This is a genomic window from Natronocella acetinitrilica, from assembly GCF_024170285.1.
Classification (GTDB): domain Bacteria; phylum Pseudomonadota; class Gammaproteobacteria; order Nitrococcales; family Aquisalimonadaceae; genus Natronocella; species Natronocella acetinitrilica.
Genome location: NZ_JALJXV010000003.1, coordinates 86,259 through 110,560, shown reverse-complemented (window position 1 = coordinate 110,560; position 24,302 = coordinate 86,259). Strand labels below are relative to the sequence as shown.

24 protein-coding genes are annotated in these 24,302 nt (G+C 67.8%); 10 read left to right on the top strand and 14 right to left on the bottom strand.

Going from position 1 to position 24,302, the window contains the following annotated elements:
* Nucleotides 1-60 precede the first annotated feature (60 nt).
* Both dnaB and J2T57_RS06430 read left to right on the top strand, forming a co-directional pair.
* Complete coding sequence (gene dnaB / locus J2T57_RS06435) at nucleotides 61-1,368, top strand: replicative DNA helicase (RefSeq protein ID WP_253475992.1); 1,308 nt, start codon at nucleotides 61-63, stop codon at nucleotides 1,366-1,368.
* Between the two features lie 58 nt (nucleotides 1,369-1,426).
* Entirely contained in the window at nucleotides 1,427-2,212 is a 786-nt protein-coding gene (locus tag J2T57_RS06430; protein WP_253475989.1) for an exonuclease domain-containing protein, read from the top strand.
* Nucleotides 2,213-2,412: 200 nt separating this feature from the next.
* Here the strand turns inward: J2T57_RS06430 and J2T57_RS06425 are convergent, their stop codons facing one another.
* The 4 genes from J2T57_RS06425 to J2T57_RS06410 all read right to left on the bottom strand — a co-directional run bounded on the left by J2T57_RS06425 (nucleotide 2,413) and on the right by J2T57_RS06410 (nucleotide 6,049).
* On the bottom strand, nucleotides 2,413-2,616 hold the full coding sequence (locus J2T57_RS06425) for a hypothetical protein (RefSeq protein ID WP_253475985.1): 204 nt from the start codon (nucleotides 2,614-2,616) through the stop codon (nucleotides 2,413-2,415).
* Nucleotides 2,617-2,751: 135 nt separating this feature from the next.
* Nucleotides 2,752-4,155, bottom strand: coding sequence for a thioredoxin fold domain-containing protein (locus tag J2T57_RS06420; RefSeq protein ID WP_253475983.1), 1,404 nt, complete (start codon nucleotides 4,153-4,155; stop codon nucleotides 2,752-2,754).
* 106 nt (nucleotides 4,156-4,261) lie between these two features.
* A complete protein-coding gene (locus tag J2T57_RS06415; RefSeq protein WP_253475981.1) occupies nucleotides 4,262-4,915 on the bottom strand; it encodes a 5' nucleotidase, NT5C type in 654 nt (217 codons plus the stop codon).
* A gap of 9 nt (nucleotides 4,916-4,924) precedes the next feature.
* Complete coding sequence (locus J2T57_RS06410; protein WP_253475979.1) at nucleotides 4,925-6,049, bottom strand: M50 family metallopeptidase; 1,125 nt, start codon at nucleotides 6,047-6,049, stop codon at nucleotides 4,925-4,927.
* Nucleotides 6,050-6,122: 73 nt separating this feature from the next.
* Between J2T57_RS06410 and J2T57_RS06405 the strand changes: the two genes are divergently transcribed.
* The 3 genes from J2T57_RS06405 (at nucleotide 6,123) to J2T57_RS06395 (ending at nucleotide 9,140) form a co-directional block, all read left to right on the top strand.
* On the top strand, nucleotides 6,123-6,449 hold the full coding sequence (locus J2T57_RS06405; RefSeq protein ID WP_253475977.1) for a hypothetical protein: 327 nt from the start codon (nucleotides 6,123-6,125) through the stop codon (nucleotides 6,447-6,449).
* A gap of 63 nt (nucleotides 6,450-6,512) precedes the next feature.
* Nucleotides 6,513-8,375, top strand: a complete 1,863-nt coding sequence (locus tag J2T57_RS06400; protein ID WP_253475975.1) for a hypothetical protein — start codon at nucleotides 6,513-6,515, stop codon at nucleotides 8,373-8,375.
* A 135-nt stretch (nucleotides 8,376-8,510) separates the two neighbouring features.
* On the top strand, nucleotides 8,511-9,140 hold the full coding sequence (locus J2T57_RS06395) for a helicase associated domain-containing protein (RefSeq protein WP_253475973.1): 630 nt from the start codon (nucleotides 8,511-8,513) through the stop codon (nucleotides 9,138-9,140).
* A 32-nt stretch (nucleotides 9,141-9,172) separates the two neighbouring features.
* On the opposite strand, the gene J2T57_RS06390 is transcribed toward J2T57_RS06395, so the two are convergent.
* The 4 genes from J2T57_RS06390 to J2T57_RS06375 form a co-directional block, all read right to left on the bottom strand.
* Nucleotides 9,173-9,943, bottom strand: coding sequence for a hypothetical protein (locus tag J2T57_RS06390; RefSeq protein WP_253475971.1), 771 nt, complete (start codon nucleotides 9,941-9,943; stop codon nucleotides 9,173-9,175).
* Between the two features lie 60 nt (nucleotides 9,944-10,003).
* On the bottom strand, nucleotides 10,004-10,495 hold the full coding sequence (locus J2T57_RS06385; protein WP_253475969.1) for a hypothetical protein: 492 nt from the start codon (nucleotides 10,493-10,495) through the stop codon (nucleotides 10,004-10,006).
* 62 nt (nucleotides 10,496-10,557) lie between these two features.
* Entirely contained in the window at nucleotides 10,558-11,370 is an 813-nt protein-coding gene (locus J2T57_RS06380) for a guanylate kinase (RefSeq protein WP_253475967.1), read from the bottom strand.
* Between the two features lie 20 nt (nucleotides 11,371-11,390).
* Nucleotides 11,391-13,394: a single-stranded-DNA-specific exonuclease RecJ gene (locus tag J2T57_RS06375; protein ID WP_253475964.1), complete on the bottom strand. Its 2,004-nt coding sequence runs from the start codon at nucleotides 13,392-13,394 to the stop codon at nucleotides 11,391-11,393.
* Between the two features lie 180 nt (nucleotides 13,395-13,574).
* Between J2T57_RS06375 and recD2 the strand changes: the two genes are divergently transcribed.
* Nucleotides 13,575-15,938, top strand: coding sequence for an SF1B family DNA helicase RecD2 (recD2, locus tag J2T57_RS06370; RefSeq protein WP_253475960.1), 2,364 nt, complete (start codon nucleotides 13,575-13,577; stop codon nucleotides 15,936-15,938).
* A gap of 81 nt (nucleotides 15,939-16,019) precedes the next feature.
* Here recD2 and J2T57_RS06365 read toward each other — a convergent pair whose 3' ends face one another.
* On the bottom strand, nucleotides 16,020-17,180 hold the full coding sequence (locus J2T57_RS06365) for a coiled-coil domain-containing protein (RefSeq protein ID WP_253475957.1): 1,161 nt from the start codon (nucleotides 17,178-17,180) through the stop codon (nucleotides 16,020-16,022).
* A 156-nt stretch (nucleotides 17,181-17,336) separates the two neighbouring features.
* Between J2T57_RS06365 and J2T57_RS06360 the strand changes: the two genes are divergently transcribed.
* Genes J2T57_RS06360 through J2T57_RS06345 form a run of 4 tightly spaced genes read left to right on the top strand, consistent with a single transcriptional unit; the run spans nucleotide 17,337 to nucleotide 20,975 of the window.
* Complete coding sequence (locus J2T57_RS06360; RefSeq protein WP_253475954.1) at nucleotides 17,337-19,457, top strand: RecQ family ATP-dependent DNA helicase; 2,121 nt, start codon at nucleotides 17,337-17,339, stop codon at nucleotides 19,455-19,457.
* Complete coding sequence (locus tag J2T57_RS06355) at nucleotides 19,457-20,101, top strand: hypothetical protein (RefSeq protein WP_253475951.1); 645 nt, start codon at nucleotides 19,457-19,459, stop codon at nucleotides 20,099-20,101. Before J2T57_RS06360 ends, J2T57_RS06355 begins: the two co-directional genes overlap by 1 nt.
* Nucleotides 20,098-20,802, top strand: coding sequence for a dTMP kinase (tmk, locus tag J2T57_RS06350; RefSeq protein WP_253475948.1), 705 nt, complete (start codon nucleotides 20,098-20,100; stop codon nucleotides 20,800-20,802). Before J2T57_RS06355 ends, tmk begins: the two co-directional genes overlap by 4 nt.
* Nucleotides 20,799-20,975 (top strand): hypothetical protein, encoded by a 177-nt coding sequence (locus J2T57_RS06345; protein WP_253475945.1) that lies wholly within the window; start codon nucleotides 20,799-20,801, stop codon nucleotides 20,973-20,975. The genes tmk and J2T57_RS06345 overlap by 4 nt, the downstream gene beginning before the upstream one ends.
* A 62-nt stretch (nucleotides 20,976-21,037) precedes the next feature.
* Here J2T57_RS06345 and J2T57_RS06340 read toward each other — a convergent pair whose 3' ends face one another.
* From J2T57_RS06340 to J2T57_RS06320, 5 genes are all read right to left on the bottom strand, one after another.
* The gene (locus J2T57_RS06340; RefSeq protein ID WP_253475942.1) at nucleotides 21,038-21,454 is read right to left on the bottom strand and encodes a hypothetical protein; all 417 of its coding nucleotides are present in this window, start codon (nucleotides 21,452-21,454) and stop codon (nucleotides 21,038-21,040) included.
* The gene (locus J2T57_RS06335; protein WP_253475940.1) at nucleotides 21,444-21,779 is read right to left on the bottom strand and encodes a hypothetical protein; all 336 of its coding nucleotides are present in this window, start codon (nucleotides 21,777-21,779) and stop codon (nucleotides 21,444-21,446) included. Before J2T57_RS06335 ends, J2T57_RS06340 begins: the two co-directional genes overlap by 11 nt.
* A 64-nt stretch (nucleotides 21,780-21,843) precedes the next feature.
* Complete coding sequence (locus J2T57_RS06330) at nucleotides 21,844-22,593, bottom strand: HNH/ENDO VII family nuclease (protein WP_253475937.1); 750 nt, start codon at nucleotides 22,591-22,593, stop codon at nucleotides 21,844-21,846.
* 15 nt (nucleotides 22,594-22,608) lie between these two features.
* Nucleotides 22,609-23,307, bottom strand: a complete 699-nt coding sequence (locus tag J2T57_RS06325; protein WP_253475934.1) for a hypothetical protein — start codon at nucleotides 23,305-23,307, stop codon at nucleotides 22,609-22,611.
* A 4-nt stretch (nucleotides 23,308-23,311) separates the two neighbouring features.
* Nucleotides 23,312-24,241 (bottom strand): recombination-associated protein RdgC, encoded by a 930-nt coding sequence (locus J2T57_RS06320; protein ID WP_253475931.1) that lies wholly within the window; start codon nucleotides 24,239-24,241, stop codon nucleotides 23,312-23,314.
* Nucleotides 24,242-24,302: the final 61 nt, after the last annotated feature.

Here is a 24,302-nt window from a genome sequence, read left to right as displayed (position 1 = left end):
ATCGCCGGTTGACGTTTTATACATCCTTAATTATATTAGTCCTCTCACAGCGAGGACATCATGCAGATTGATCCCAATGCGCTCTACTCCCTGGTGGCCGAACAGGCCGTGCTCGGCCGCCTGCTGGCAGCCCCTGGCGACACCGCCCGCATCGCCGGCGCCCTGGATGCCGGGGACTTCCATGTGCCGGAACACCGCACGCTTTTCTCGGCGATCAAGACCCGTCGTGGCGAGGGGGCGCCAAGCGACCCCCTGTCGGTGGCGGACGCGCTGCGAAGCGAGGTCAATCCCGAGTACGTCTCCGGGCTGCTCGCACAGGCCTCGGCCAGTGATGCGGTGGACGGCCATGTGCGGCTGCTGCGCGACTACACCGCGCGGCGCGATGTCGCCGCCCTTGGCCAGGCGCTCATTCGAAGCGCTGCCGACCCGCAGGTGCCCGGCGCCGATGAGCTCCTCGGGCGGGTGCGTGCACAGAGCGAGTCGGTGGTGCGCGCCGGCACCCGCGGTGGCGGCCATGCCCGGAGCTATCGTGATCTCCTCCCGCCCTATCTCCAGGATCTGCGCGAGCGCACCGAGCGGGGCGACAGCATCACCGGGCTTTCCACCGGCATTGACGACTTTGACCGCCTCACCCTCGGGCTCCAGCGCCAGGACCTGGTGATCCTCGCCGGGCGCCCGTCCATGGGCAAGACGGCGCTTGCCATCAACATCGTCGAGCATGCCTGCGCGCTCGGCAACCGCGCGCTCATCTTCAGCATGGAGATGCCGGCAAGCTCGCTCCTCCAGCGCTCCTATGCCTCGGTTGGCGAGATCAACGTCCAGCGGCTTCGCTCCGGCAAGCTCTCGCAGCTCGAGGAGGCGCGCCTTGCCGAGGCGACCGAGAAGCTCGCCAACTTCAATATCCGCATCGATGACCGCCCGGGGCTGACCCTGGATGCGCTCTCGGCGAGCGCCCACCGCGAGCACAACATCGAGCCCGTGGACCTGGTGGTGGTCGACTACCTCCAGCTCATGAGCGGCTCGCGCACGGCGAACAACACCAACGACCGGGTGAGCGAGATCTCCCGGGGCCTGAAGAACCTCGGGCGGGAGCTAAACGCCCCGGTCCTCGCGCTCTCGCAGCTCAACCGAAGCCTCGAGCAGCGTCCCGACAAGCGCCCCGTCGCCTCGGATCTGCGCGACTCGGGCAGCATCGAGCAGGACGCCGATCTCATCATGTTCGTCTACCGCGACGAGGTCTACCACCCGGATACGCGCGACAAGAACATCGCCGAGCTGATTGTCGCCAAGCAGCGTAACGGCCCGATCGGCACGGTGCGCACGCGCTTCGCCGGCGAGTACTCGCGCTTTGGCAACCTGGCGCTGTAGCCGCGACCGCCCTATTTCATTGATGATATAATAAAGACTTACTCGCACGGGGACGGCCATGGACTTCAATCGACCGATTTCGATTCTGGATACGGAAACCACCGGTTTTCTGGCGGCACCACGGCCTGGCAGTGGCGATGAGGCCGACCGGATCATCGAGCTTGGCGTGGTCAAGCTGCCCCAGGGCCGGGCGAGCCCGGCCGAGGCGCGGACGCACTACCAGCAGTACACCCACCCGGAGCGCGAGATCCCGCAGTCTGCGGTCGATGTCCACGGGCTTCGCCTGGGCGATGTCATCCGTCTCTCGGAGGGCAGGCGCTTTGTCGACGTGGTCGACGATTTCCTCGCCTTTGTCTCCGGGACCACGCTGGTCGCCCACAACGCGAGCTTTGATGTCAGCTTCCTGAACGCGGAGCTTGCCCGCTGCAACAAGATTCTCGGTGAGGAGCGTTACGGCAAGATCGATGACTATGTCGATGGCGTCTTTGACTCGCTGCGCTACGCCAACGTCTGCCGCCCGGGCAAGCAGAACAACCTGAACGCGCTCTGCCTGCACTACAGTGTTGACACCAGTGGGCGTGAGTTCCACGGCGCGCTGCTCGACTGCGAGCTCCTCGCCGAGGTCTTCATCCGGATGACCGGTGAGGAGCGGCGGGTCGCGCTCTCCCCGAACGCAGGGCGCGAGCGCTTCGCAAGCCGTCTTGCGCCAACCCCCCTGGTGCGCCCGAGCGAGGCCGCCTTGCCGGTGATCCGGGCAAGCGGTGCGGAGCGTGACGCCCATGAGCGGCTGATGGCGCGCATCAGCCAGTCCTCGGAGAGTACGCCGGGCTGGCCCTCGCCCTGAGTGCCCTCGCCTACCCTGGCCTATCCTGGCCTACCCTGGCCTACCCTGGCCGGGCGGGCCGTCAGCCGCCCCGGGGTCGATGGCAGGGCGAGTCGCGGATCAAGCGTGTAGCTGCGCTCCTTCGCTAAGCCAACGCACCCTCGCCGGAACAGGGCGCGGTGGCTTAGCGAAGGATTCCAACGCCCACCATCACTGCGCCCTCACAGGTCGAGCTTTGAATCAAACGGGAGGGCCGTCCCGCAGCTGTTTCTCGCCCGCAGCGCCCGCCGTTCATCCGGCGTGCCGTACACCGCAATCTCCCCGTCGCGCGCGCGCTCGGCCTGCTGCCTGTGGCTGATCCGCCGCATCTCCTCGCTGCTGACGATGACCCTGAATCCACGCGCCCTGTCGTCCTGACCTGCCATTGCCCTGACTCCCCTGCTCCCGACACGCTCCGTCCCACGGCGACTCCCCAAGACTAGCCCGCAGCGCTCTGCCAGGCAACAAAAGCGCCCGGCCCCAGAAGCTGGAGCCGGGCGCTCACACAGGGCTTCCAGGCCCTAGAGCCCGATCGCCCGCAACAGGCTTCGCATGTCGGCATAGCCGACCACGATATCGCCCTCGCGGGTGACGATCGTCGGCGTGCCCTGCACATCGAAGATGTTGCCAAGCAGGTAGTGCTCGTAGACCGGGTTCGCGCTTCGCTCCATGCCCTCTGGCAGGTTGGCGCAATCGCTCTGCGGGGCGAAGCCCGAGGCCTTCACCGTGTCGAGCGCGAGTTGCTGGTCACGCGCGCACCAGACATTGCCCCACTGCTCGACCTGATCATCGGCGCGCGGGCCGGGGCCACGGGCGAGGATGCGCGGGTAGAAGAGGTAGCGCACGGTGACGCCGGCCGCCTGCAGCCCCTCGATGTCGTTATGCAGGCGCTGGCAGAACGGGCAGGTGTAGTCGGTGAAGACCAGGATCTCGGCACGCTCCTCGCCGCGGGCCTCGTAGTTCACCGTCCAGTTGTGCGGCACTGCCGCGACCATCTCCCGGGCCCGTGCGCGCTGCACGCCGGCGGAGACGCGGCTGCCCTCGGCGTCGAAGCCGACCTTCGGGATCCGCGGGGCGTCGCGTGAGGTCTGCACGTACCAGGAGCCCACCACCACGCCAGAGCTATCGCTGCTACCATCCGTGCCCGTGACGCTGCTGATGTCCGCATCCGGCACGCTGGCGGGGTCGACGACCTCGGGCTCGGCTGTCGGCACGCCGGGCTGCGCCTGCGCGATCTGGTTGCCGCCACCGGGACCGCCGGTGTTGCGGCGGACCCGCTCGATCAGCTCCTCGCGAAAGGCGCTCAGCGCAGCAGCGTCCATCTCGCCCTGGACAGCCTGGGCACGCTCATCACCCAGGGCGCGCTCGGGGACAAGCGCACGGGCCTGGGGTGCAATCCCGGCGCGCTGTGGCTGCGACCCGGCCACCGCGGCGTCCGCGCTGGCGGCGAAGGGTGAGCGTGCGGCTTCGTTGATCGCGGCCTCGGCCTGCTCGATTGAGCGCACCACGGCACTCACGTTGCGACCGGCTTCTGTGTCGATGAGATCGCCCGCGAAGGCAAAGGGCGCCTCCTCGTGGACATAGAGCACGCCCTCCGGGGTCTTCACCCGCACGAACCCCTCGAAGGGGCTGGTGCGCGCCTCATGCACCGTGAGCCCTGGCCAGTGCGCGGCAAGGCGCTTCGCGATCGCCTCACGGGCCCCGCTATCGAGTTCCTCGCCGCGACTCTCGCTGCCAAGCGAGAGGCTGACCGCCGGCGCGTTGGCCTTGGCGCTCGCAGCCAGGAGCCTGGCATCGATCTGGTTGCCAATGAAGCCCCACAGGGCCCACGCGGCGATGCCGACCGCGCCTGCCATGAGCAGCAGGCAGAAGATGCTGATGAAGAAGCTGCCCTTCCCCTTTGTGCCTTGCGTCGTTTCACTCATTCGAATCGTGCCTCCATTGTGATTTGATCGTGTCCTGCGCCGCGCGCAGGCCCATGGGTTGCCCTCTCCGCGAAGGCCGTGGTTTTTGTGCTCGACAGGCGGCCGCTCACGGCGAGACACCGGCGATATCGATGGCCGGGGTGGGCTCGACGACGCCGATGCGCGCCAGGTAGGCGTCGGCCACTTCGGCGAGCGAGGCAAAGCGCTCGCGCCCGTGGCGGTATTCGTGGCGGTGGCGGTTGTAGGGCATGTCGATTAACGCCACGCGCTCGACCACCCCACTCTCGCGGGCGTCATCGATGTGGTGGTCGTTGTCATCGACGATGAGCGAAAACTGTCGGCCGGCGGCGCGGTAGGTCGTTGACTTCCGCTCGCCCCAGGGGACGACCATCAGCCCGTCGACGCGCACCCGGTAGGCCTCCAGCCACTCACGGGTAATCGCCTCGCCGCGGGGGTGAAAGCCCCGTGCGGTGCAAAGGTGCACGCGGTTGCCGCCCGCGCGCAGGGCCTCGATGGCCTTGAGCGCGCCTGGCATCGGAGCCGCCTCCTCGAGCAGCCGTTCGTGGCGAAGCGCCTCGAGCATCTCGTCATTGGAAAGCCCATAGATCGCGGCCAACGCGTAGTAGTCGGTCACATGCTCGGGACCCAGGCGCTTGCCGGTCATCGCGTTTAGTGTGCGGTAGATCGAAGCCCCGAGGTCGACGACGACATCATCGACGTCGAGAATCACATCCTGCTGCCCTGCCTTGCCTGTGCCCATGCCAATCTCCTAGATGAGGAACCAGATGTCCTGGGCGATCGCGAGCACCGCGACGCCAATAAGAAGTACGAAGCCACTGCCGATCACGAGAGATTCGGTGCGCGGGCGAAGGCGCCTGCGCGCCGCACTCTCCGCGGCGGCAATCACCACGTGCCCACCGTCAAGCCCGGGGATTGGCAGCAGGTTGAAGACCATGAGGTTGACGCTGAAGATCGCGATGAACGCGACATAGGGCATCCAGCCCATGGTGAGCACCTCAAGGGAGATCTCCGCGACGCCGACCGGCGAGGCGACGGCGCTGGTCGGGATGTCGGCACTGACGAGCGAGACCAGCACGGAGAACACCAGGGCGCTGGCATCGCGTGTGCGCGTGATGGCTGCTGAGAGCGCCTCGATCGCGCCCGGCTCCCGGATCACCAGGCGCTCCAGTGGAATCGTGTCGACCGCAGCCGGGCGGAAGCCGCCATCGGCGAAGATCCAGCGCGAGTCACGCGCCACCCCATAGCTCTCGCCACCGAGGCGCGCGGTCGTGCGCGCACCGCCGCCATCGACCAGGGCAAGCTCGACACTGCCGCCGCGAATGTCCCGCACGACCCGCTCGGCGACATGGCCCCAGTGGACCACCGGGTGGCCGTTGACGTGGGTGACCTGCTGGCCCGGAGAGAGCCCCGCCGCCGCGCCGGGCCCACCGACCTCGACCTCGCCGATGATCGCCGGCACGAAGACCACATCCTGGACTTCCACGGCGAAGAAAAGCGCGACGGCGATGAGCCCGTTGGCGGCCGGGCCTGCCAGTGCAATCACGATGCGCTTCCAGGCGGCGATGCCATCAAAGGTCTCGGCGAGCGGGATGTCGCTCCCCTGCCTTGCGGCCTCCTGCTCGCTCAGCCGCTCGGGGTCACGGGCCATCTGGATGAAGCCGCCAAGCGGCAGCCAGCCGAGGCCGAAGTGTGTGCCGTGGCGGTCGCGAAAGCCAATCAGCGCGCGGCCGAAGCAGACCCGGAAGGCGAGCACGCGCACGCCAAAGGCCCGGGCGGCCGCAAAGTGGCCAAGCTCATGGAGCACGACAAGCAGGTTCAGCGCCACCACGAACACCGTGACGCCAACCACCACGCTGACTAGGGCCTCGCCCATTGCTGACTGCCTCCGGCCGGTTGTGTTCATTTAATATACGGAGTATTATTAAAAAAGTCAACGCGGAGTGGACATGCGGATCGCGGCGATCGACAGGGTCATTGGACACATCAACCAGGCGACGCCGCTTCGGCGCTGGCCGCTTGCCGACCAGCGGCTGCTGGCACTGGCCTGCGTGCAGCCAGCCGGGGAGGGTGCCGAGGCCGCTCGCGCGCGCCTGCGGCTACTGACCCACCTTTTCAACGCCCGCGACGGTGCGCCACCCGCCTGCATGCTGCGTCTCGCCGCCGGCATCGCTCCGCTCGAGCGCGAGCGCCTTGCCGTTGCTGCCGCGCACCTGCGGGCCACGCTGCCGATCGCCTCCCGGCGACGTCACCCAAGGTTGCCGCCAGTCCGCTAGCGGTAAATATTTTTACGAAACTAAATAAGGAATTGGTATACTGGGGCCATGGAGGAACAATCGATGCCAGAGTACACTGCCGCGCCCATTCGGCTGCTTGAAATTGCCAACCGCCTGGATACGGACATGCTTGCCGCCGACGCGAACCCTGACGGCTACGCGTGGGACGATCTCATCCAGTGGTTCTCAAAGCACGAGGTGTCGGCCAACAAGGACGGGCGGGCCTATGTGCCTGCGATCCTCAAGGACCCCTCGGCATGGCAGCGCACCCGGCTGACACCCAACGCCGCGCGCGCCAAGGCGAGCAACCTGCGCTTCGCACTCGGCCACGTGGTGCGCGAGAAGCGGGGGGCCCCGAAGGTCATCGAGGCGATCAGGGAGCTGCTCCAGACCCACCCCAAGGAGTACTTCGAGCGCCAGGTCGCCGACGTCATCCGCCGCACCTACGCGGCCGATCAGATGCAGGGGCACATGAGCCTGGCAGAAAACGCCCGCCGCCTGGTGGGCCCGGTCGCCACAACACTCGACGTCACCGATCGCGCCGTCTTCGAGACGCTGCGCGAGGTCATCGAGCGCACCGACGAGCCGCAGTACCGCAATGACGAGAATGTCGAGGCGATCACCATGATCGTGCTCGACCTGGACAAGCCGGGTGCGATCGATGTCGCCCGCGAGGTGTTCGCGGACTTCGACTACATCGTGCACTCAACGCACAGCTACTCCCAGGCCACGCCCCACAAGTTCCGCATGCTGCTGCGCCCCGAGGCGCCGATCAGTGCCGACGACTGGCGCCAGGCCTTCGACTGCCTGGCAGCCGCGGTGGAGGTCGACACGCAGTGCAAGAACCGCTCGCGGCTCTACTACTTCCCGAGCATCGCGCCGGATGCAGGCATTCGGCCGCACTGGGAGCTGAACAAGGGTCGCCCCATCACGCTCGAGGCCATCCACGCCATTGGCCGCGATCACGGCTTTGACCCGGCCAAGGCGGCCGCCATGGCGAGTGCCGCGCGTGCGCCCCGCGCCGGCGAGCCGCTGCCCGGGGATGCCCTGGTGCGCGACTACACCGGCGCACTGCGCAAGGCCTCCGAGCGCTCGCGGGTCTTCTCGGCGATGCGCTACCAGGACTACCTCGCCTATCATGCCGATGCGCTGAGCGCGCTTCGCGACAGCGACTCCCGCCATGGCTTCGCGCTCAGTGTCACGCAGCGCGAGGCGAACCGCTTTGGCCCGGCCATGAACTTCCACCGCGTGGTGGAGTTCATCTTCCGCGCAAGCCTCGAGTTCTCCTCGCGCAGCGCCCTTGACGGCAACACCGCCGAGGAGCTCCCGGAGCTAATCGAGACCGCGCTGGTGAAGGCCGGCCACGAGACCCTGGACCCGTCGATCAGTGCCCTGATCCAGGACGCCGTCGACAGCGCCATTGTCGCCGAGCGCGATGGCGAGTGGCTGCTCGACCAGCCAGGCGAGGAGCCACCGCTCACTGATGCGCTCGCCGCACTCTACGCCGAGTATGACTATGGGGCGCTTCGTGAGCGCCACAGCGAGGCGCTGGCCGCCTTCGCGAAGGACAGCAAGGAGACGCGGATCGCGAACTTCGCAACCCGTGTGCTTGCCGATGAGCACAGGCGCACCCCCGGCCGACTCGATCTCCCGGCGCTCGCCGAGTTCATCTACAGGAACGCGCTTGATCACGTCGCCAAGAGCTCTCCGGAGTGGCTACGCCCGCCGCGGCTTGTCGCAACACTCGACATTATCGACGGGCGCCTCTGCGCCGCCGGCATCCTGCCCGTCACCGGGCGCGCACGGGAGCGCTACCAGGTCGAATGGGAGAAGTCACTCGCCCGGGCACGGACAAGCGCCCTCGATAGCCACCGCTGGCAGTACACGGCCAATCCGCTGCCTGACACCCTCTCGCTCAGCGCCTGAGCAGGGCCCGTTGACGCGCCGCCGCCCGCCCCGGGGCGGCGCGCCCGGGCAATCATGCCTTCAATCTTCCCTTTTTGCCAGGGAATGTTTTATACTATTTAAAATAATAAGAATCCGTCAGGAAGGATCATGCACATGGATATGCTCGATTCCCTGCGCCGCCACCACGCGGCGAATGGACACAGTTACGTCTGGCCCGATGATGCCGACGCGAAGCGCCTGCGTCGCTGGCTCGCCGAGCAGCGCGCGAGAAAGGCCGCCGGTACGCTCGATGCCGAGACCACGGCGGCGCTCGAGGCGCTCGGTGTCGACTGGAGTGCGCACGGTGCGCAGTGGGAGAAGTGGGAGCGGCGCTACCTTGAGCTGCGCGCCCATGTGGCGACCCATGGGAATCCCAACATCTCGCAGCTGGTCCGGGGCCTGGGGCCCTGGCTCTCCGCGCAGCGCGTGATGTACCGACAGGGCGTGCTGCGCGATGGCCGCCGGGTGCTGCTCGAGCGCCTTGGCGTCGACTGGAACCCGCAGCAGCGCCTCGACAGGCGCTGGGCGCGCAAGCTCCGTGAGCTCGAAGTCTATCGCCAAAAGCACGGCCACTGCAACGTGCCGAGAAAGACAAACCCCTCGCTTGGTATCTGGGTGAGTGCGCAGCGCACGGCGCGCAGCAAGGGGCTCCTCAGCCCGGAGCGCTGCCAGGCGCTCGAGGCCCTCGGCTTTGCCTGGTCGGCGCGTCGCGGCCGCACGGCCGAGCGCGCGGGCGCTGCCTGATAACAGGCCGGCGCGCTCGCGCCGACCCGTTATCAGAAGTCAGGTCCCCCGGGGCCTCCGGCGCCTGCGCGGTTTTCTTGCTGTGGCTGCGCCGCGTCCACCGACCAGTCCATGGTCTCCGCCGGGATGGTGTCGAAGGCCGCGGCCACCTCGATCATGCTGACCGGATCGAGCGCGAGCGCGCCCATCCAGGTCTTGAGACCGGCACGATAGGCCGCCTCGTCGCTGGCATAGACCAGCAGGCTCTCGGCGATGAAGTCCGGCGTGTAGAAGCCGACCGCCTCGGGGGGGTTGGCCGCGGCGATGGCATTGTAGCGCTCGATCAGCGCATCGAGCCCGACCACCGCGCTCAGGCGCTCGATGCGCGCATGATCCTTGTCGCGCAGGAGCACCAGGAGCCGGCAGAGCAGGGTTGGCAGGGCGGGAGCGCGGACCTCGAGCGCCTCGCCACCGCGGTGGATGGCGGCGACCAGCATGCTGCCTGGCTCACTGCCGGCATCCGGCACCCGAAGCGGGCCGTAGCAGTAGTCATCGGGGGCGAGGTCGAAATCGATGTCACGGCGCCCTGCGGCGTTGAGGGCGCGGCGAAGCCGCTCGGCGAGCGCCGCCGCCCTCGGCCCCTCGATACCGGGGATGAAGAGATCCACGTCGCCGGGTACCTCCGGCAGGCCGTGTGCGGCCATCGCCATGCTGCCGATCAGCACGATCCGCCGCGTCGAGCCAGGCCGGCCCGGCTCGATCACATCTCCCAGGCAATCGAGTGTCTGCTCGAGCGCCTCCCGCCAGTCCGTGAGCATGTCCATCGCCCCTTCTTATTATTTTAATGTTTATTTTATCACGGGCAGCGGGACGGGCGCCCGGGTTTATTCCCCGGCGAGCACGGCGCGGGTGAGTGCGCGAATGTCGATCACGTCCTCGGCGGCGCGGTGGCGCCTGTCATCGCCGGCCTCCATGGCCTCGAAGAGGGCGAGCGCCTGCGCTCCCCCGGCCCGCTTGATGTACTGCCGCAGGCAGCCCACCTCGAAGTCCATGGTGTAGGGCGTCTGCTCGAAGAGCCGCTCCAGCCAGAAGTGGTCATAGTCCCGGGCGTCGCTGTAGACGGTGAGCCCGGAAAGCGCACGGTTTAGCGCGCGGGCAACGAGCAATGGATCGCGGCCCTCGCGCGCCAGGCGCTCGCGCGGGATGCCGTGGATCTGCTCACTCTGCGCATCCCAGTCGTCCCAGTCCTCGCAGAGCTCCGGGTTGACCAGGCAGGCGACTGGCGCCTCGCCGTCGATCTGGTAGCCGACCTCGATGGGGTAGGAGCGATCGGAGAGGCTGCTCGCCTCGATGTCGATCAGATGCAGTGCTGCCATAGTTGTCTGGTCCAGGATGATCCGGGCGCACCATTGCGCCCGGGCGAAGAGTCTAGCGGAAATCAGATCGCCGTCGAGTAGTGGGCGGCGAGGCGCTCGGCGAGCACCGGTTCGGCAACGGCGAGCAGCGCCCTGGCATGGGCGTGGTGGTCATCACCACGAAGCCCCTGCAGTGCCTCGACAAAGCGGGCCTCGAGATGGGCGGCGTCGCGGTGACCGAGGGCCAGGGGCTCGCGCAGGCGGTGCGCGGAGGACGAGGCCGCGGGTTGCGCGATGACGCGCTCTGCGGCCTCGAGAATCCGGGCGACGATGTGGTCGGCATCGGCAGGCGTCTGCGAGGCGCCGAAGACATGATCGTAGTCGGCGGCAATGCGCCAGTCGCGCTCGATGCTTGCAGCCTGCACCAGGCGCTTCGCGCAGCTCCCGGCCGCCTTCACCTGGTCATGCGCGCGCTCCAGCGCGTAGCGCTCGGCGTGGCGACGGAAGGCAAGCTCGACCGGGCAGTCGATGAAAACGGTGATGCACTGCCAGCCAAGGGCTTCGGCGTTGCGCTTGACCTGCACCGCGCCGTTTGGCTCGACCACGATGGCGACCGGCCGGCCGCGCGCAAACTGCGTCGAGAACGCCTCGCGGGTCGCGCCGTAGTGCTGGCCGTTGAAGCCGATGTGCTCGAGCATCTCGCCGGCGTCCACGGCCGCCTGGAACTGCTCGGGCGTCACGAAGTGGTAGTGCTGGCCGTTGACCTCATTGGGTCGGGCGTCGCGGGTGGTAGTGCTGGTCACCTCGCCAAAGCCATGGCGCGAGGAGAGAATCTCGGCGACGTGGGACTTGCCCGAGCAGCTCGGGCCCGTGAGAGTGACGATCAGTGCTGTCATTGTCTTTATCTCCCTGGCGCCTAGAAGAGCGCGTTGTTGTTGGTGGTGGTCACCGCCACCGCGGCGACGCCCGGGGCGCCTTTCTTGCCCGCAGCGCGATCGGCTGGGGGCCTGGTGTCCGCCGGGTCCTGGCCCTTGGCGGTCTTGCGGTTGACCCCCTCGATAACCAGTGGCCCGGGCGGCTCATCGGACACGGGCTCGGCTGCGGCGCGCTCGAGCAGGTATTCACGGTCCTGCAGGTGCTCGACCATGAGCTGGAGGCTCTCGCGGCCGTTCCACTCGTTGACGTCGAGACGGAAGACGAGCTCCACGCGCCCACGAAACGGCAGCTCCCCCTTGTCGACCACGTTGAAGGCGATCGCCTCGAGCGTGCGACCACCGCCAGCGGGACGCAGGTGGAGTTTCAGGTGAACCTCCTTCAGCACCCGATAGTCCACCACCTCGAACTCACCGGCAAAGCGCGGCTCCTCGAATCCCTGCCCCCAGGGGCCGAGTGCGCCGAGCAGTTTTGCAGTCTCGATGGTCAGGGTCTCCGCCGGCGGGTTCACGGCGTCGACCTCGATCACCCCCTCGAGGATCTTCGGGTCGATCTCGCGCTCCGCGGTCTCGCGTGCGGCCGCGCGGAAGCGCTCCAGGTCCTTGTGCTTCAGCGTGCAGCCGGCCGCACCGGCGTGGCCGCCGAATTTCTGCAACACGCCCGGGTTTTCCACCTGCAGGCGGTCCATGAAGTGCTTGAGGTGGAGGCCTGGGATGGAGCGCGCCGAACCCTTGATCTCGGCCTCATCGAGCACGGCCCTTGCCGCCGCGCGCTCGGCCTCGCTCGCGCTCTCGCTTGCCACCACGACACGCGCCTCGCGGGTCGCGCTGGTATCGGTGAAGGCGAAGACCGGCAGGTTGTAGCGCTCCTTCAGGCGCGAGGCGACAAGCCCCACCACGCCCTCGTGAAAATCGGGATTGTAGACAACGATCACCCGGTCATCCGGGTCCCTGTCGGCGAGGATGTCGCGGGCGTCACCAATCATCTCCCCCTCGATCTCGCGGCGCCGGCGATTGGTCTCATCGAGGGCAAGGGCGCGCTCGGCGGCGCGCTCCGGATCACTCTCGAGCAGCGCCTCGATGCCAAGCACCATGCTGTCAAGACGCCCGGCTGCATTGAGTCTGGGGCCAACGGCAAAGCCGAAGTCCGCGGCGCGGATCTTGCCGATACTCCGCTTGCCGACCTCGAGCAGCGCCCGGATGCCCGGGCGGACATTGCCGGCGTTGATCATCTCAAGCGCGCCGGCGACCAGGATGCGGTTGTTGCGATCAAGCGGCACCATGTCGGCGACGGTGGCAAGCCCCACCAGGTCGAGCAGCCGCGAGAGCCGCGGCTCGGTACGGTCCTTGAAACGGCCGAGCTCGCGCATGCGGGTGCGCAGTGCGGCAATCACGTAGAAGGCGACACCGCAGCCACAGAGCGCCTTGCTCGGGAAGGGGCAGCCGGCCTGACTCGGGTTGACGATGGCGTCCGCCGGCGGCAGCTCGCCCTTTGGCGGCAGGTGGTGGTCGGTGATGACAAGATCACAGCCCCAGGGCAGCGCCTTCACCGCCTTCGCCCCATCGACGCTGCTGATGCCGTTGTCGACGGTGATGATGAGATCCGGGCGATGCCCCTCCTCGATCATCAGCTCGACGACACCCGGCGAGAGCCCGTAGCCAAGCTCGCGGCGTTGCACGAAGTACTCCGGGCGCCGCCCGAGCATCTCCAGTCCCTCCACCATGGTCGCCGTGGCGGTGGCGCCATCGCAGTCGAAGTCGCCAAGGATCATGATGTTCGAACCGGCATCGATGTGCCTGAGAATCACCTCCACGGCGCGATCCATGCCGAGCAGCTGCTCGGGGGGCAGCAGGCCGGCAAGCCCGTAGTGGACCTCCTCAAGGCGCTCGACGCCGCGATTGCGCAGGATGGTGTCAACCAGCGGGTTGTCATGGACGCGCGTCGAAACCTTGGCCTCGCGCTGCGCAATGGGTCGGATTCCCGTCATGGGTCACTCTCCAGGGCCTTGAGCAGTTAAAATAATTTTACCACAACAAAATAAAGGGAAAATTGATTGATAGTAAATTATATCAGATCAGGGCTGTCCGGTCAATGCGGTGGCCGCGCCTGTCTTGATAATTATTGAAAAAATAATTACAATAAGGCCAATGGTCTCATGAGGTGTCGAATGGCTGCTGGCGGCGAAGCGCGCGATCTGCGCATTGATGGGGTGGTGCTGCGCGCCTTCGCGGGCCCGGGCTTCTCGCTGTTGCGCCTGAAGGCCTTCGGGCGCGAGGCGTTGCCGGCGGCGGCGGTCGATCGCGATGGCGTGGTGGCGGTCTACTGCCCGACCGGTGTGATCGAGGCGCCTGGTGGCGCCGATGCCATCCAGGCCGGGCAGCGACTGACCGTGCGTGGCGCCCTCCACCGCCACCCGCAAAAGGGCCTGCAGCTTCGCGCCGCGCGCGCCTACCCGACCCCGAAGCGCCAGCACACCCGCGAGATCCTGCGCTCGAGCTTCTTCCCGGGCATCAGCCGGGAGGTCGCCGAGCGGCTCTGGAAGGCCTTTGGCTACAAGGTCTTCGAGGCGATCGAGACCCGCCCCGCCGATGTCGCCTCGGTGGCAGGTCTTGAGCCACGCAAGATGGCCTATATCGCGGATGACCTGGCCCGCTTTCGTGACGTCGAGGACGACTACTTCTTTCTTGGCGAGCACGGCCTTGACGCGCGCCACCGTGATCATGTGGTGCAGGTCTTTGGCGCGCGCACCCGCCCACACCTCTCGGCGAGCCCCTTTGATGTCCTTGGCGTCTCCGGCTGCCCCTGGTCGAGCGCCGACGCCCTTGCCCAGAGCCTGGGCGTGGCCGCGGACTCCGATCAGCGCATCGCCCAGGCCCTGGAGCACGCCTTTCGCAAGGGGGCTGACGCCGGACACACCGCACTGCCCGAGCGCGGCCTGCTGCGCAAGCTCGAGGCCGAGCTCTCGCTGCCGCCGGCGCGCATCCGCGATGTGCTCGAGGAGGCGATTGGTGCCGGCGAGCTTTGCCGCGTCCAGGACAGTGAGGCGCGCAGTCTCTTCGCCGCGCCGCACGCAGCCAAGGTCGAGCAGGGTATCGCCCTCCACCTCGCCCGCCTGGCGCGGGCGCCAGCACCGCGGGATCGCTTCGTCCCCGGGCCCGAGGATCACTTTCTCTCCGGCGAGCAGCGCGCCGCTGTAAATCTCTCCCTCCAGCAGAAGGTCGCGGTGATGACCGGTGGCCCAGGTGTTGGAAAGACCACGGTGCTGCGCTCCATGCTGAATCAGTCAGAGCGCGCCTTCCCCGGCCTTCGCATCGCGCTCGCAGCACCCACGGGCAAGGCCGCGCAGCGCATGAACGAGTCGACCGGGCGGGAGGCGCGGACGATCCACTCGCTCCTCGAGTACTGCCCCGAGGCGGGCTTTCGCCGCCACGCGGGCAACCCGCTTGAGGTCGATGTGCTCGCCGTGGACGAGTTCTCCATGGTCGACGCCGAGCTCTGCTACCGCCTGCTCGAGGCGCTGCCCGATCACGCCAGGCTGATCCTGGTTGGTGACCGCGACCAGCTGCCCTCGGTCTCCGCGGGTGCGGTGCTTGCCGATCTGATCGGCTCAGGGGTGGTGCCGGTTGCCGCACTGACCCAGGTGCAGCGCCAGGGCCTCGACAGCCAGATTGTTGCCAACGCCCATCGCGTGAACCGCGGCGAGATGCCGCTTGTCGGCGAGCACGGTGGCGACTTTCACTGGATCCACGCCGAGGACGATCAGCGCATCGCCCGCTACTGCGAGGAGACACTCACCCGGACGCTGATCGGCGAGCACGGCATGGCGCTTGCCGACTGCCAGGTGATCACGCCCCAGAAGCGCACCCCCGCCGGCGTCGATGCGCTGAACCTGCGGCTGCGCGACCAGGTGAACCCCCGCCGCCAGGGCCAGTGGTTCCGTCACTACCGGACCGAGTTCCGGGTCGGGGACCGCATCATGCAGACGCGTAACGACAAGCGCCTTGGTATCGCCAACGGGGATATCGGGCGGATCGTCACGGTGGCGGGCGGCGGCAGGCAGGTCGTGGCGAGCTTCCACGGCCGGGACCTCGCACTGAGCGCACCGGACTTCGACACCATGCGCCTTGCCTACGCGATCACCACCCACAAGTCCCAGGGCTCGGAGTACCAGGGGGTGGTGTTCGCGGTGAGCGGCTCGCACGTCAACATGCTCACCCCGCGGCTGGTCTACACCGCGATGACCCGCGCCAAGGGGCAGCTCTACATGGTGGGCGACATGAACGCGCTTCGCCGCGGGCTTGCCAATGACCGCAGCTTCCATCGCATGACAGGACTCCAGGCCCAGCTCCAGCGTGCGTTCGCCGACATCGAGCGCTGCCCGGAGATGCTCGCGGCCACCCAGGCCGCGCTGAGCGAGACTCAGACGGGCACAGCCGCAGCCGCACCGCCACGGGAAGGGGGCCGCGCCGGTCCTGCGCTAAGCGTCGATCCGTCACTGCTCGCCGAGGCAAGTGCAGCGCTCGACATCTAGCCGCCCACCCGGTCGGCTCCAAATGAAGAAAGAGCGCCCGCGATTGACCGGCGCCCCTTGTCGTGCCACCACAGGCGCCGCCTAGAGGACGCCCTTCACCACGATCGCCCCCACGGTCAGCATCAACACCGTTACGCAGGCCGTCACCAGGGCGATGTTGCGCTCGGTGGCCAGCCGCTGGATGGTCGAGCGCTGCTCGAGGATCACCGCATTCTGGCGGCGAATGCGGCCGTTGGCCTCCTCGCGCACCCGCAGGATGCTCTTGCCGACGCGCTCGTTGGCGCGCTTTAATGTGCGCACCTCGGACTTCAGCGCCTTCTCGCTCGCCCGCAGCGCCTTGATATCGGCGCGGGCCTTTTCGAGCTGCTTGCGCACCCGGGCGAGCTGCTCGGCGGACTTGCGCATCCGCGCCACCTCGGCACGCAGCCGCTTGTGCTCCGCCAGGTCAACGCCGCCCTTGCCCCGCTCGGCCTCGTGGAGCACGCGCATCTCCGCGCGGATCCCCTCGGCACGGGCGTGCGCCTCCAGGCGCTCGCGCTCGAGCTCGGCCTCAAAGTGGGTGAGGAGTTCCTGCTTCTGATCGGCCAGCGCCTCACTGATGGCATTGGCACGGGCAGCACGCGCTTCCTCCATGCGCCGCTCGAGCTCCGCGAGCTGCGCCTCGAGCTCGGCCTCCAGGGCGATGGCGCGACTCTCATACTCCCGCGCCTCGGCGCTTCTGGCATGCAGCGACTCGACCAGCTCGCCGTTGTGCTCGGCGGTGCGCTCAAGCTCGGCGCGCAGCGCCGCGGTGCGCTCTGCACTCTCGCGCTCACGCAGTCGATCGCGCACCAGGTGGAACTCCGAGGCGCTGCCTGGCTTGCGGCCAAGCGCATCGGTGACCCGGGTGACCTCGCGGATGATCTCCGCAGCGCTCTCGCCGTGCAGCCCGAACGCGTACTTCGCCTTCAGCGCCTGGACGTCAGTCGCCCAGCTCTCCCAGTCAAGGCCCAGGCCCGACTCGGTGTTGCTGACAAACTCGCCCATGGTCTCAAAGCCAACGGCACTCGCCAGCGAGCCGATGGAGACCGGGGTCTCGCGCTCAGCCGCGCTCTCGCCAAGGGCATGGCCGGCGGCCTGGAGCACGGCCTGCACGCGCAGGGTCCAGTTGGCCGACTCGATCGTCGCCAGCAGCTCCCGCAACTCCGATGAGCGGCGGTGCGCGTCGATTGGGATTACCACGCTTTGCGTCTGTTGCATCATCACTCTCTCCGGACGGTCATGCCGGCAGCGGGCTACCCGGCCGGTCATTGTTTTAATATACATAAAACTAATAAAAGCGGCAAGCCGGGTCGGTCCGCTTTCCGGATTTCCAATAATAAGTTAAAATATAAATACAGAAACCGGGATGGAGAGACGATGATGGCGAAGGGTCCACGGCCAGTGCAGGTGCTGCGCGATGTGTTTGGCTACCAGCACTTCCGCGGCGCCCAGGCCGATGTGATCGAGCCGGTGATGGCCGGGCGTGATGTGCTCGCGCTGATGCGCACCGGTGGCGGCAAGTCGCTCTGCTACCAGGTTCCAGCGCTCGCCCTGCCCGGCACGGCGATCGTGGTCTCACCGCTGATCTCGCTCATGAAGGACCAGGTGGACCGGCTCCAGGCGCTCGGCGTCCCTGCCCAGGCGCTGCACTCCGGGCTCGCGCCGGAGGAGGCGCTCTCGGCGATCCAGGGTCTTCAGCGCGGCGCGTTCAAGCTTTTCTATGTCGCACCCGAGAGGCTGCTCCGCGCGGATTTCCGCCGCCTCATGGGCAGTCTCGATATCAGCTTTGTCGCCGTCGACGAGGCGCACTGCGTCTCCATGTGGGGGCATGACTTTCGCACCGCCTACACACGCCTCGCCGAGGCGTTTGCGGAGATCGAGTCCCATCGCGGCAGCCGCCTGCCGCGCATCGCGCTGACCGCAACGGCAACGCCGGTGGTGAGAGCCGACATCGTCTCCGAGCTTCGCATGCAGGATCCCGCCGAGATCACCAGCAGCTTTGCCCGGGAGAATCTTCGCCTCTCCTTCAAGGCGGTTGCCGACAAGGACGCCGCCCTCGATGAGCTCCTCGCACGACACGCCGAGGAGCCGACCCTGGTTTACGCCTCGACCGTGCGTGCCGTCGAGGAGATCTACGAGCGGCTGTCGAAGACGCGCGATGATGCGGCGCGCTACCACGGCCGCCTCCCCTCGGCGATCAAGCACCGCGAGCAGGAGCGCTTTCTCCTGAACGACGCACGGCTCATGATCGCCACCACGGCCTTTGGCATGGGTATCGACAAGCCCGATATCCGCAACGTCATCCACTACCAGATGCCCGGCACCATCGAGTCCTACTACCAGGAGGCCGGTCGCGCCGGGCGCGATGACGCGCCCGCGGTCTCCTACGTGCTCTACACCAGGCGCGACCGCCGCCTGCACGAGTTCTTCATCGATGCCGCCTACCCCAGGGCGGAGGTGGTGGAGTCGGTGCGCCAGACGATTGCCGCGATCACCGACGACCTGCCGGTGGCGGTCACCTTCCGGGAGCTCGCCGACATGTCGGCCGAGCCCATGCAGCCTGCCCACGCCGAGTCGGCGCTGCGCATCCTCGCCGACCAGGGCGCGGTCGAGCTCGAGGGCTATACGGCAGGCCAGGGCAGCAGCGTGGTGCTGGGGGAGCGCGAGCGCGCGGTCTCCCTCGACCATCTGGCCGAGCGTCGCCGCCTGGCCTTCGACAACCTGGCTGCCATGGAGCGCCTGGCCACCACCTCGCTCTGCCGCACCCGCAACATCCTGCGCCACTTCGGCGAGGAGCCGGCGCGCGAGGAGTGCGGCAACTGCGATCGCTGCCTGGCGCGGGATCTCTCGCGTAACCGCCTGCACGGGGATATCGACACGCCCGCCTTCCTCGCCGCCTACCGCCTGGTGCGGGACAACCGCGAGCGCCTGAGCCGTGGCCGTCTTGGCGAGCTGCTCTGCGGCCACCGCGATGCCCGCACCCGCCGCCAGGGGCTCGATGCGCATCCGGACTTCGCCGCTCTCGCCCACTACAGCGAGAGCGACATGCGCCACCTCCTCAATCGCCTGGAGCGCGAGGGGTTTCTCTCCCCCGGCTCCTCGGAGAGCCCGCGACTTTGCCTGACGGACAAGGCCCATGCGGCCGCGGCAGCCATTGAGGCGGCGCCCGATGAGCCGAGCTCCGGTCGTGCCAACGCCCCGGCGCGCCCGAAGGCGCCCTCGGCAGGCAGGAGTGTCGCCCTGCGCGACGCCATCCTCGAGCTTCGCGCGAGACTCGCCCGTCAGGCCGACAAGCCCGAGCTGATGGTGCTGCCAAACGCCCTGGTCGAGCGCCTCGCGAGTGCCGAGCCGACAGAGGAGCAGGCCCTGCTGGCCGCCGGCCTCAGTGCGGCGCGCATTCGCCTTTTTGGTGCGGATCTGCTTCGCCTGGTGCGCGAACACCAGAGCGCAAAGGCCGTTCGGGTCCAGGCCGATGATGGCCCCGGGGGGCTTTTCTGATGGCGGGCGTGCTACCAGGGCCGCCGGGCGCGCGTCCGATCAGCGGGCACTACACCGGCGTGGGTGCGCGGGCTGTCCCCCCCGATGTTGCCGCGCTCATGCAGCGCATCGCGGAGCGGCTTGCCGGGCGCAACTGGGTGCTTCGCTCAGGCGCGGCAGCGGGCTCCGACAGCGCCTTTGCCGCCGGCGCCGGTGAGCGCTGCGAGATCTACCTCCCCTGGCCACGCTTCAACCCAACCGGCGGGACGATCGCAGTCCCGATCGTGGTTGCCGAGCAAGCGCGATGGGACGCCGCCGTGGCGCTCGTGAGCCGCCCGGATATCTACCCGGAGTCCGTGAGACGCAAGCCCTCGACACTGCGCCTCCACGCGCGCAACGCCTTCCAGGTGCTCGGCGCTGATCTTGCCACCCCGTCGCGCTTTCTCATCTGCTGGACGCCCGATGGTGCGTGCACGCGCGCGGACTACCGGCTCGGGGTGACCGGTGGCACGGGGATCGCGGTCAACCTGGCCGACGCCTGCGGCGTGCCGGTCTTCAACCTGGCACGCCCGGAGCACCGGCTGCGCGTCGAGAGCTGGCTGCGCGCGGCGCCGGCACCGACAACGGGAGCGCGGGCGGCATCCGCCGACCCGTCCCCTTCATGAGCGAACCAACGGAGAGCGACATGGTGAGAGAAGGCATGCTGATTGTGGCCGATGGCGGCGAGGGCGCGGGCAAGACCACCGCGATGAACGCACTCGAGGCGGCGCTGCGTGCCGAGGGGCACACGGTGGTGCGCACCCGGGAGCCCGGCGGCACGGCGCTTGCCGAGGAGATTCGCGGCCTTGCGCTGTCGATCCGTGACGAGGTGCTCGACCCCCAGGCCGAGCTCCTGCTCATGTTCGCCTCCCGCGCGCAGCATGTGGCGAACGTCATTCGCCCGGCGCTGGCCCGGGGTGCGGTGGTGCTGTGTGATCGCTTCACGAGCTCGACCTTTGCCTACCAGGGGGCCGGGCGCGGCCTCTCGCGGGAGCGGATTGCGCTGCTCGCCGAGCACTTCCAGGGGGGTGTCACGCCGGCGCTGACGGTGGTCTTCGACATCGACCCGGCGATCGGCATGGCGCGGGCGCGCGGGCGTGGCGCACTCGATCGGCTTGAGTCCGAGCGCATGGACTTCTTCGAGCGGGTACGCGCCGACTACCTGCGCCAGGCGAGCGAGGATCCCGCACGCCACCTGGTGGTGGACGCCTCGCGCTCGCCCGAGCGGGTCGCGGCGGCGGTGATCGAGCCTGTGCTCGAGCGCTGCGCGCCACTCCTCGCCCGCCGCGTCGAGCGCGCTGTCGCCACCAGCGAGGGGCCGGCATGAGCGACAAGGGTGCGAGAGTCCATCCGTTTGCGGCCCACCGCCAGCGTGTGATCAGCGAGTCGACCGAGCGCTCCGGCGCGCTGCTTCGCCAGATCCAGGCGCGGCGGGCAAGGGCGCGGGCAGCAAACCGGGACGAGGAACCGGGCGGCCCCGAGGGGCCTGCCGGCCTCTAGCCTGTCTCTAACCTGTCTCTGGCCTGTCTCTGGCCTGTCTCTGGCCTGTCTCTGGCCTGTCTCTAGGGCGAGGTGTTCCGGGGGTCGCCGCCGGCGTCGGCGATGAGGCGGCGCACGACACCCGGGTGCAGGTGAAGGTCATTGCCCTCGGCATCACGAACGCGCACACACTGCTCGCCGCCATCCGGGTCAAGCCCCACAACCACCAGGTCCCGTCCGCTGTGCGGGTTGAAGAACCCGGCGCCAAGCCAGGCGTCCTCAAGCCCCAGTGCGCGGGCGCGCTCCCTGTAGAGCGTCGCATAGACCCGGTCGGGCTCCTCGCGCAGCAGTGTCACGTTGGCCATGATTCCAAGGGCGTTGCTCACCACCGGGGTCTCCGGGCAGTGCAGCCCGTGCTTCGCGGCCACACGGCGAAGCGCGCGACGGATGTCGGCCGCCACGCGCTCTGCAAGCTCAAGGTCGGTGCTATCAGCGGGCATGGCGCTCGAAGGCCTCCAGAATCGAGGCCTTGCTGAAGCGCCGCGGGCGCGGACCGCGGTGGGCGACGTCCTGGACGCGCGCCGGGTCGGTGCGCCGCTGCGCGCGCAGAAGCCGTGTTGCCACCGCGTTCAGACGGCAGCGCAGCAGCTCCTCGTAGCCGAGATAGCGCCAGCGCTGTGTCAGCTCGCCATTGCCGTCATAGACATAGACCTTGACGCGGGTCGGCGAGATGACCTCCTCGACGTAGTAGTCGACGAGCAGGCCATCGCGACTCACCTGCGTGATCACATCACCAATGGAAAACTGCTGCATGTTCTCAGCCATCAGGGGGTTCCTCCAATACCCCCATGATAGCCAGTTTTATTAATTTTGTCAAAATAAAATAAGATCAGTCCGGTCGGCGGTGGTGTCCGCGGGGGCCGACGAAGTCGCCGCGGCGGCTCTGCCAGTACCGGGACTGCGTCTCGCCGCGCAGACAGGCGCTATCAAGTGTCTCGAACGCGGCCAGCTCGCGGGTCAGGAGGTGCGCCTCGCTGCTCGTCATCTCGAGGTAGGCCGCGTTTTCAAAGCGGCTGATCCGGCAGAGCTCGAGTGGCTTGCCGTCGCGCCCGATCGGCGCCTCGCCAAGGCGCATGCGCTCAATGCTCCGGCCAAGGGTGCCCGCGAGATCGGGATTCGGTGCGCCTTCCTTGACGATCAGCCGGTGCAGGCTCTCGCGCTCTGCGAAGGTGCTCTCGCCGATATTGATCCGCTCATGCTCGATCAGGTCGTGGTGCTGGTAGATGCGGGCCGCATCGACTGCCGCCTCCCGATCAAAACGCCCGGCGAGGCTTGGGTAGATCTGCGCACTCCAGCGCTCGACCCAGCGCTCGAGCTGCTCGAGGTGGGCGGCGGGCAGGCGCTCGGAAGCGAGGCCATTCGCGGCGCGCACCCAGGCCTTGCGCTCCTCAAGGGGCGTTCGCTCGACGCGGCGCTCGAGGCGCCTGGTCTGCCACTCCACATTGTTCAGTGCATTGACGAGTTGCTCTGACATGTCGGGCTGATAGAACTGCGGCTCGACATCGGCGCCACCGGCAAGAGCGGTGGCGCTGGCAAGGGCGAGGCTCAGTGTCAGGGCGGTCAGGATTCGGGGCATCATGGCGGTCTCTCCGCGTTAGAGGTCTAGGGTTGGTTGTTGGGGGGCTGCCGCGTGCTGGAGGAGCAGACCCGCACCGTGCTCGAGCTGATCGAGTGCGGGGCTATCCCCCAGGGTGAGCAGCATGCCAAGGGCAAAGGCCGTACCGATCGGTGCCCGCCCTTCTGCCACCGCCTGCCAGCCACCAGGGCCGGCAAGGCTTCTGGCCTCGGCGGTGCTGGTGCGAATGGCAATCGGCCTGCCTGCGGACGCGGCCCGCCTGAGTCCGTCGAGGGCGGGCAGACGTGCGACGCCCTCGCAGTAGCGCGGCAGAAAGACATGGCGCGTGGTATCGACAAGGCTCATCACCTCGCCGTGCCAGACGCAGCCCATCGGCTCCTCCTCGCGCTCCCAGGGCGCCAGCGGCGCGTCGCCGCGCCCGAGAAGCCCGTGGCCGGCCCAGTGCCAGTAGCGCGGCCCCGGGCCGCCCCTGGCATCGGCAAGGCGGGGGTAGAGGCGGAGGTAGCGCATCGCGCAGGCGAGTGTTGCCGCCTGCCGACCGCCGTCAAGCCGCACGGGGCCGATCGATTCCGGGCGCAGTGCGGCGTAGAGCCCGGCTGCATGCGCCCCGAGGTCGACCACCAGGCCGCCGCGCGGCAGCCTGGCCGGCTCGCGCGGCCCGAGTACGCGCACCCACACGCGAGCCCCCGGCGGCGTCTTGTCGGCGCCTCTCGTCACAGGCTCAGTCACCCGCAGCCTGGTTTCGCACCTCGCCACCGAAGGCGAGCGCGAGCGCCGGGAAGAGCTCGCGCACCGCACCGATATGCAGCGCGAACTCGGCGTCCTGGCGACTGATCTCGTCGTCGTGATCGATCGCCTTGATGTTGTCGCTGACCAGGCCGATCGGCTTGATGCCCTTCAGGACCATTTTCTCGGTCAGGGTGAAGGTCACGTTGTCCTGGTGGCTCAGCTCAAGCTCGCTGATGTACTTGTAGTCGGCCAGGTACTGCCGCAGCTGCTCGTCGTTGTTGAGCTCCTGGCCCTTGTAGTTGATGCTGCCGGTCCCATCGCCGTCCTTCAGCACGCACTTCATGCCGGCCTCGAACGCCTCGGGCAGGTCGTTGTTGCGCATCCAGTTGGAGATGATCTCCCGGGGTTCGTGGTTGAAGCGCACGAATGAAAGATTGTGTTCGGTCTTGCGCAGCGCACCGCGCAGCTGCTCGACGAAGGCATCGGCCTTGTTGGCGCTGGTGGTCTCGACCAGCAGCAGCCCAAGGCGCGTGTCGATGTAGCCGCGCATGCGGCTTATCTGGGGGAAGGCCCGCGGCAGCAGTTCGTCGAGAATCCGCTGCTGGAGATCCTCCTTCAGGCTCTTGTCGATCTTGCGCCCGGGCTGCTGCTCCTGGATCTCGCGCACCAGCTCGTTCATCCGCTCGCGGATCACGCCAGCCGGCACCACCTTCTTCTCGGTCTGCAGGGAGAAGAGCATCGCGGCCTGAAGCTCATGAACCAACTGCCCCTCCCCGCCAAGCGGCGCGACCCAGCCCGAGCGCTCGGCCTCGGTCGGCGCACAAGGGGCAAACGGGTGTTCGGCAAGGCCCTCGGCCAGGACGTCGGCGCTCACGCCAGCGCCGTCAAACTGATAGACGGACAGGTTCTTCAGCCAGCTCATGTGCTTCTCCAGGTGGTCGGTTGGAAATCTGTTTTCGATTTAGAATAGCAAGTATATATTC

Bases quoted from the DNA above. Each gene is read 5' to 3' on its own strand.
- dnaB (WP_253475992.1), top strand. From the start codon at position 61: ATGCAGATTGATCCCAATGCGCTCTACTCCCTGGTGGCCGAACAGGCC.
- J2T57_RS06430 (WP_253475989.1), top strand. From the start codon at position 1,427: ATGGACTTCAATCGACCGATTTCGATTCTGGATACGGAAACCACCGGT.
- J2T57_RS06425 (WP_253475985.1), bottom strand. From the start codon at position 2,616: ATGGCAGGTCAGGACGACAGGGCGCGTGGATTCAGGGTCATCGTCAGC.
- J2T57_RS06420 (WP_253475983.1), bottom strand. From the start codon at position 4,155: ATGAGTGAAACGACGCAAGGCACAAAGGGGAAGGGCAGCTTCTTCATC.
- J2T57_RS06415 (WP_253475981.1), bottom strand. From the start codon at position 4,915: ATGGGCACAGGCAAGGCAGGGCAGCAGGATGTGATTCTCGACGTCGAT.
- J2T57_RS06410 (WP_253475979.1), bottom strand. From the start codon at position 6,049: ATGGGCGAGGCCCTAGTCAGCGTGGTGGTTGGCGTCACGGTGTTCGTG.
- J2T57_RS06405 (WP_253475977.1), top strand. From the start codon at position 6,123: ATGCGGATCGCGGCGATCGACAGGGTCATTGGACACATCAACCAGGCG.
- J2T57_RS06400 (WP_253475975.1), top strand. From the start codon at position 6,513: ATGCCAGAGTACACTGCCGCGCCCATTCGGCTGCTTGAAATTGCCAAC.
- J2T57_RS06395 (WP_253475973.1), top strand. From the start codon at position 8,511: ATGGATATGCTCGATTCCCTGCGCCGCCACCACGCGGCGAATGGACAC.
- J2T57_RS06390 (WP_253475971.1), bottom strand. From the start codon at position 9,943: ATGGACATGCTCACGGACTGGCGGGAGGCGCTCGAGCAGACACTCGAT.
- J2T57_RS06385 (WP_253475969.1), bottom strand. From the start codon at position 10,495: ATGGCAGCACTGCATCTGATCGACATCGAGGCGAGCAGCCTCTCCGAT.
- J2T57_RS06380 (WP_253475967.1), bottom strand. From the start codon at position 11,370: ATGACAGCACTGATCGTCACTCTCACGGGCCCGAGCTGCTCGGGCAAG.
- J2T57_RS06375 (WP_253475964.1), bottom strand. From the start codon at position 13,394: ATGACGGGAATCCGACCCATTGCGCAGCGCGAGGCCAAGGTTTCGACG.
- recD2 (WP_253475960.1), top strand. From the start codon at position 13,575: ATGGCTGCTGGCGGCGAAGCGCGCGATCTGCGCATTGATGGGGTGGTG.
- J2T57_RS06365 (WP_253475957.1), bottom strand. From the start codon at position 17,180: ATGATGCAACAGACGCAAAGCGTGGTAATCCCAATCGACGCGCACCGC.
- J2T57_RS06360 (WP_253475954.1), top strand. From the start codon at position 17,337: ATGATGGCGAAGGGTCCACGGCCAGTGCAGGTGCTGCGCGATGTGTTT.
- J2T57_RS06355 (WP_253475951.1), top strand. From the start codon at position 19,457: ATGGCGGGCGTGCTACCAGGGCCGCCGGGCGCGCGTCCGATCAGCGGG.
- tmk (WP_253475948.1), top strand. From the start codon at position 20,098: ATGAGCGAACCAACGGAGAGCGACATGGTGAGAGAAGGCATGCTGATT.
- J2T57_RS06345 (WP_253475945.1), top strand. From the start codon at position 20,799: ATGAGCGACAAGGGTGCGAGAGTCCATCCGTTTGCGGCCCACCGCCAG.
- J2T57_RS06340 (WP_253475942.1), bottom strand. From the start codon at position 21,454: ATGCCCGCTGATAGCACCGACCTTGAGCTTGCAGAGCGCGTGGCGGCC.
- J2T57_RS06335 (WP_253475940.1), bottom strand. From the start codon at position 21,779: ATGGCTGAGAACATGCAGCAGTTTTCCATTGGTGATGTGATCACGCAG.
- J2T57_RS06330 (WP_253475937.1), bottom strand. From the start codon at position 22,593: ATGATGCCCCGAATCCTGACCGCCCTGACACTGAGCCTCGCCCTTGCC.
- J2T57_RS06320 (WP_253475931.1), bottom strand. From the start codon at position 24,241: ATGAGCTGGCTGAAGAACCTGTCCGTCTATCAGTTTGACGGCGCTGGC.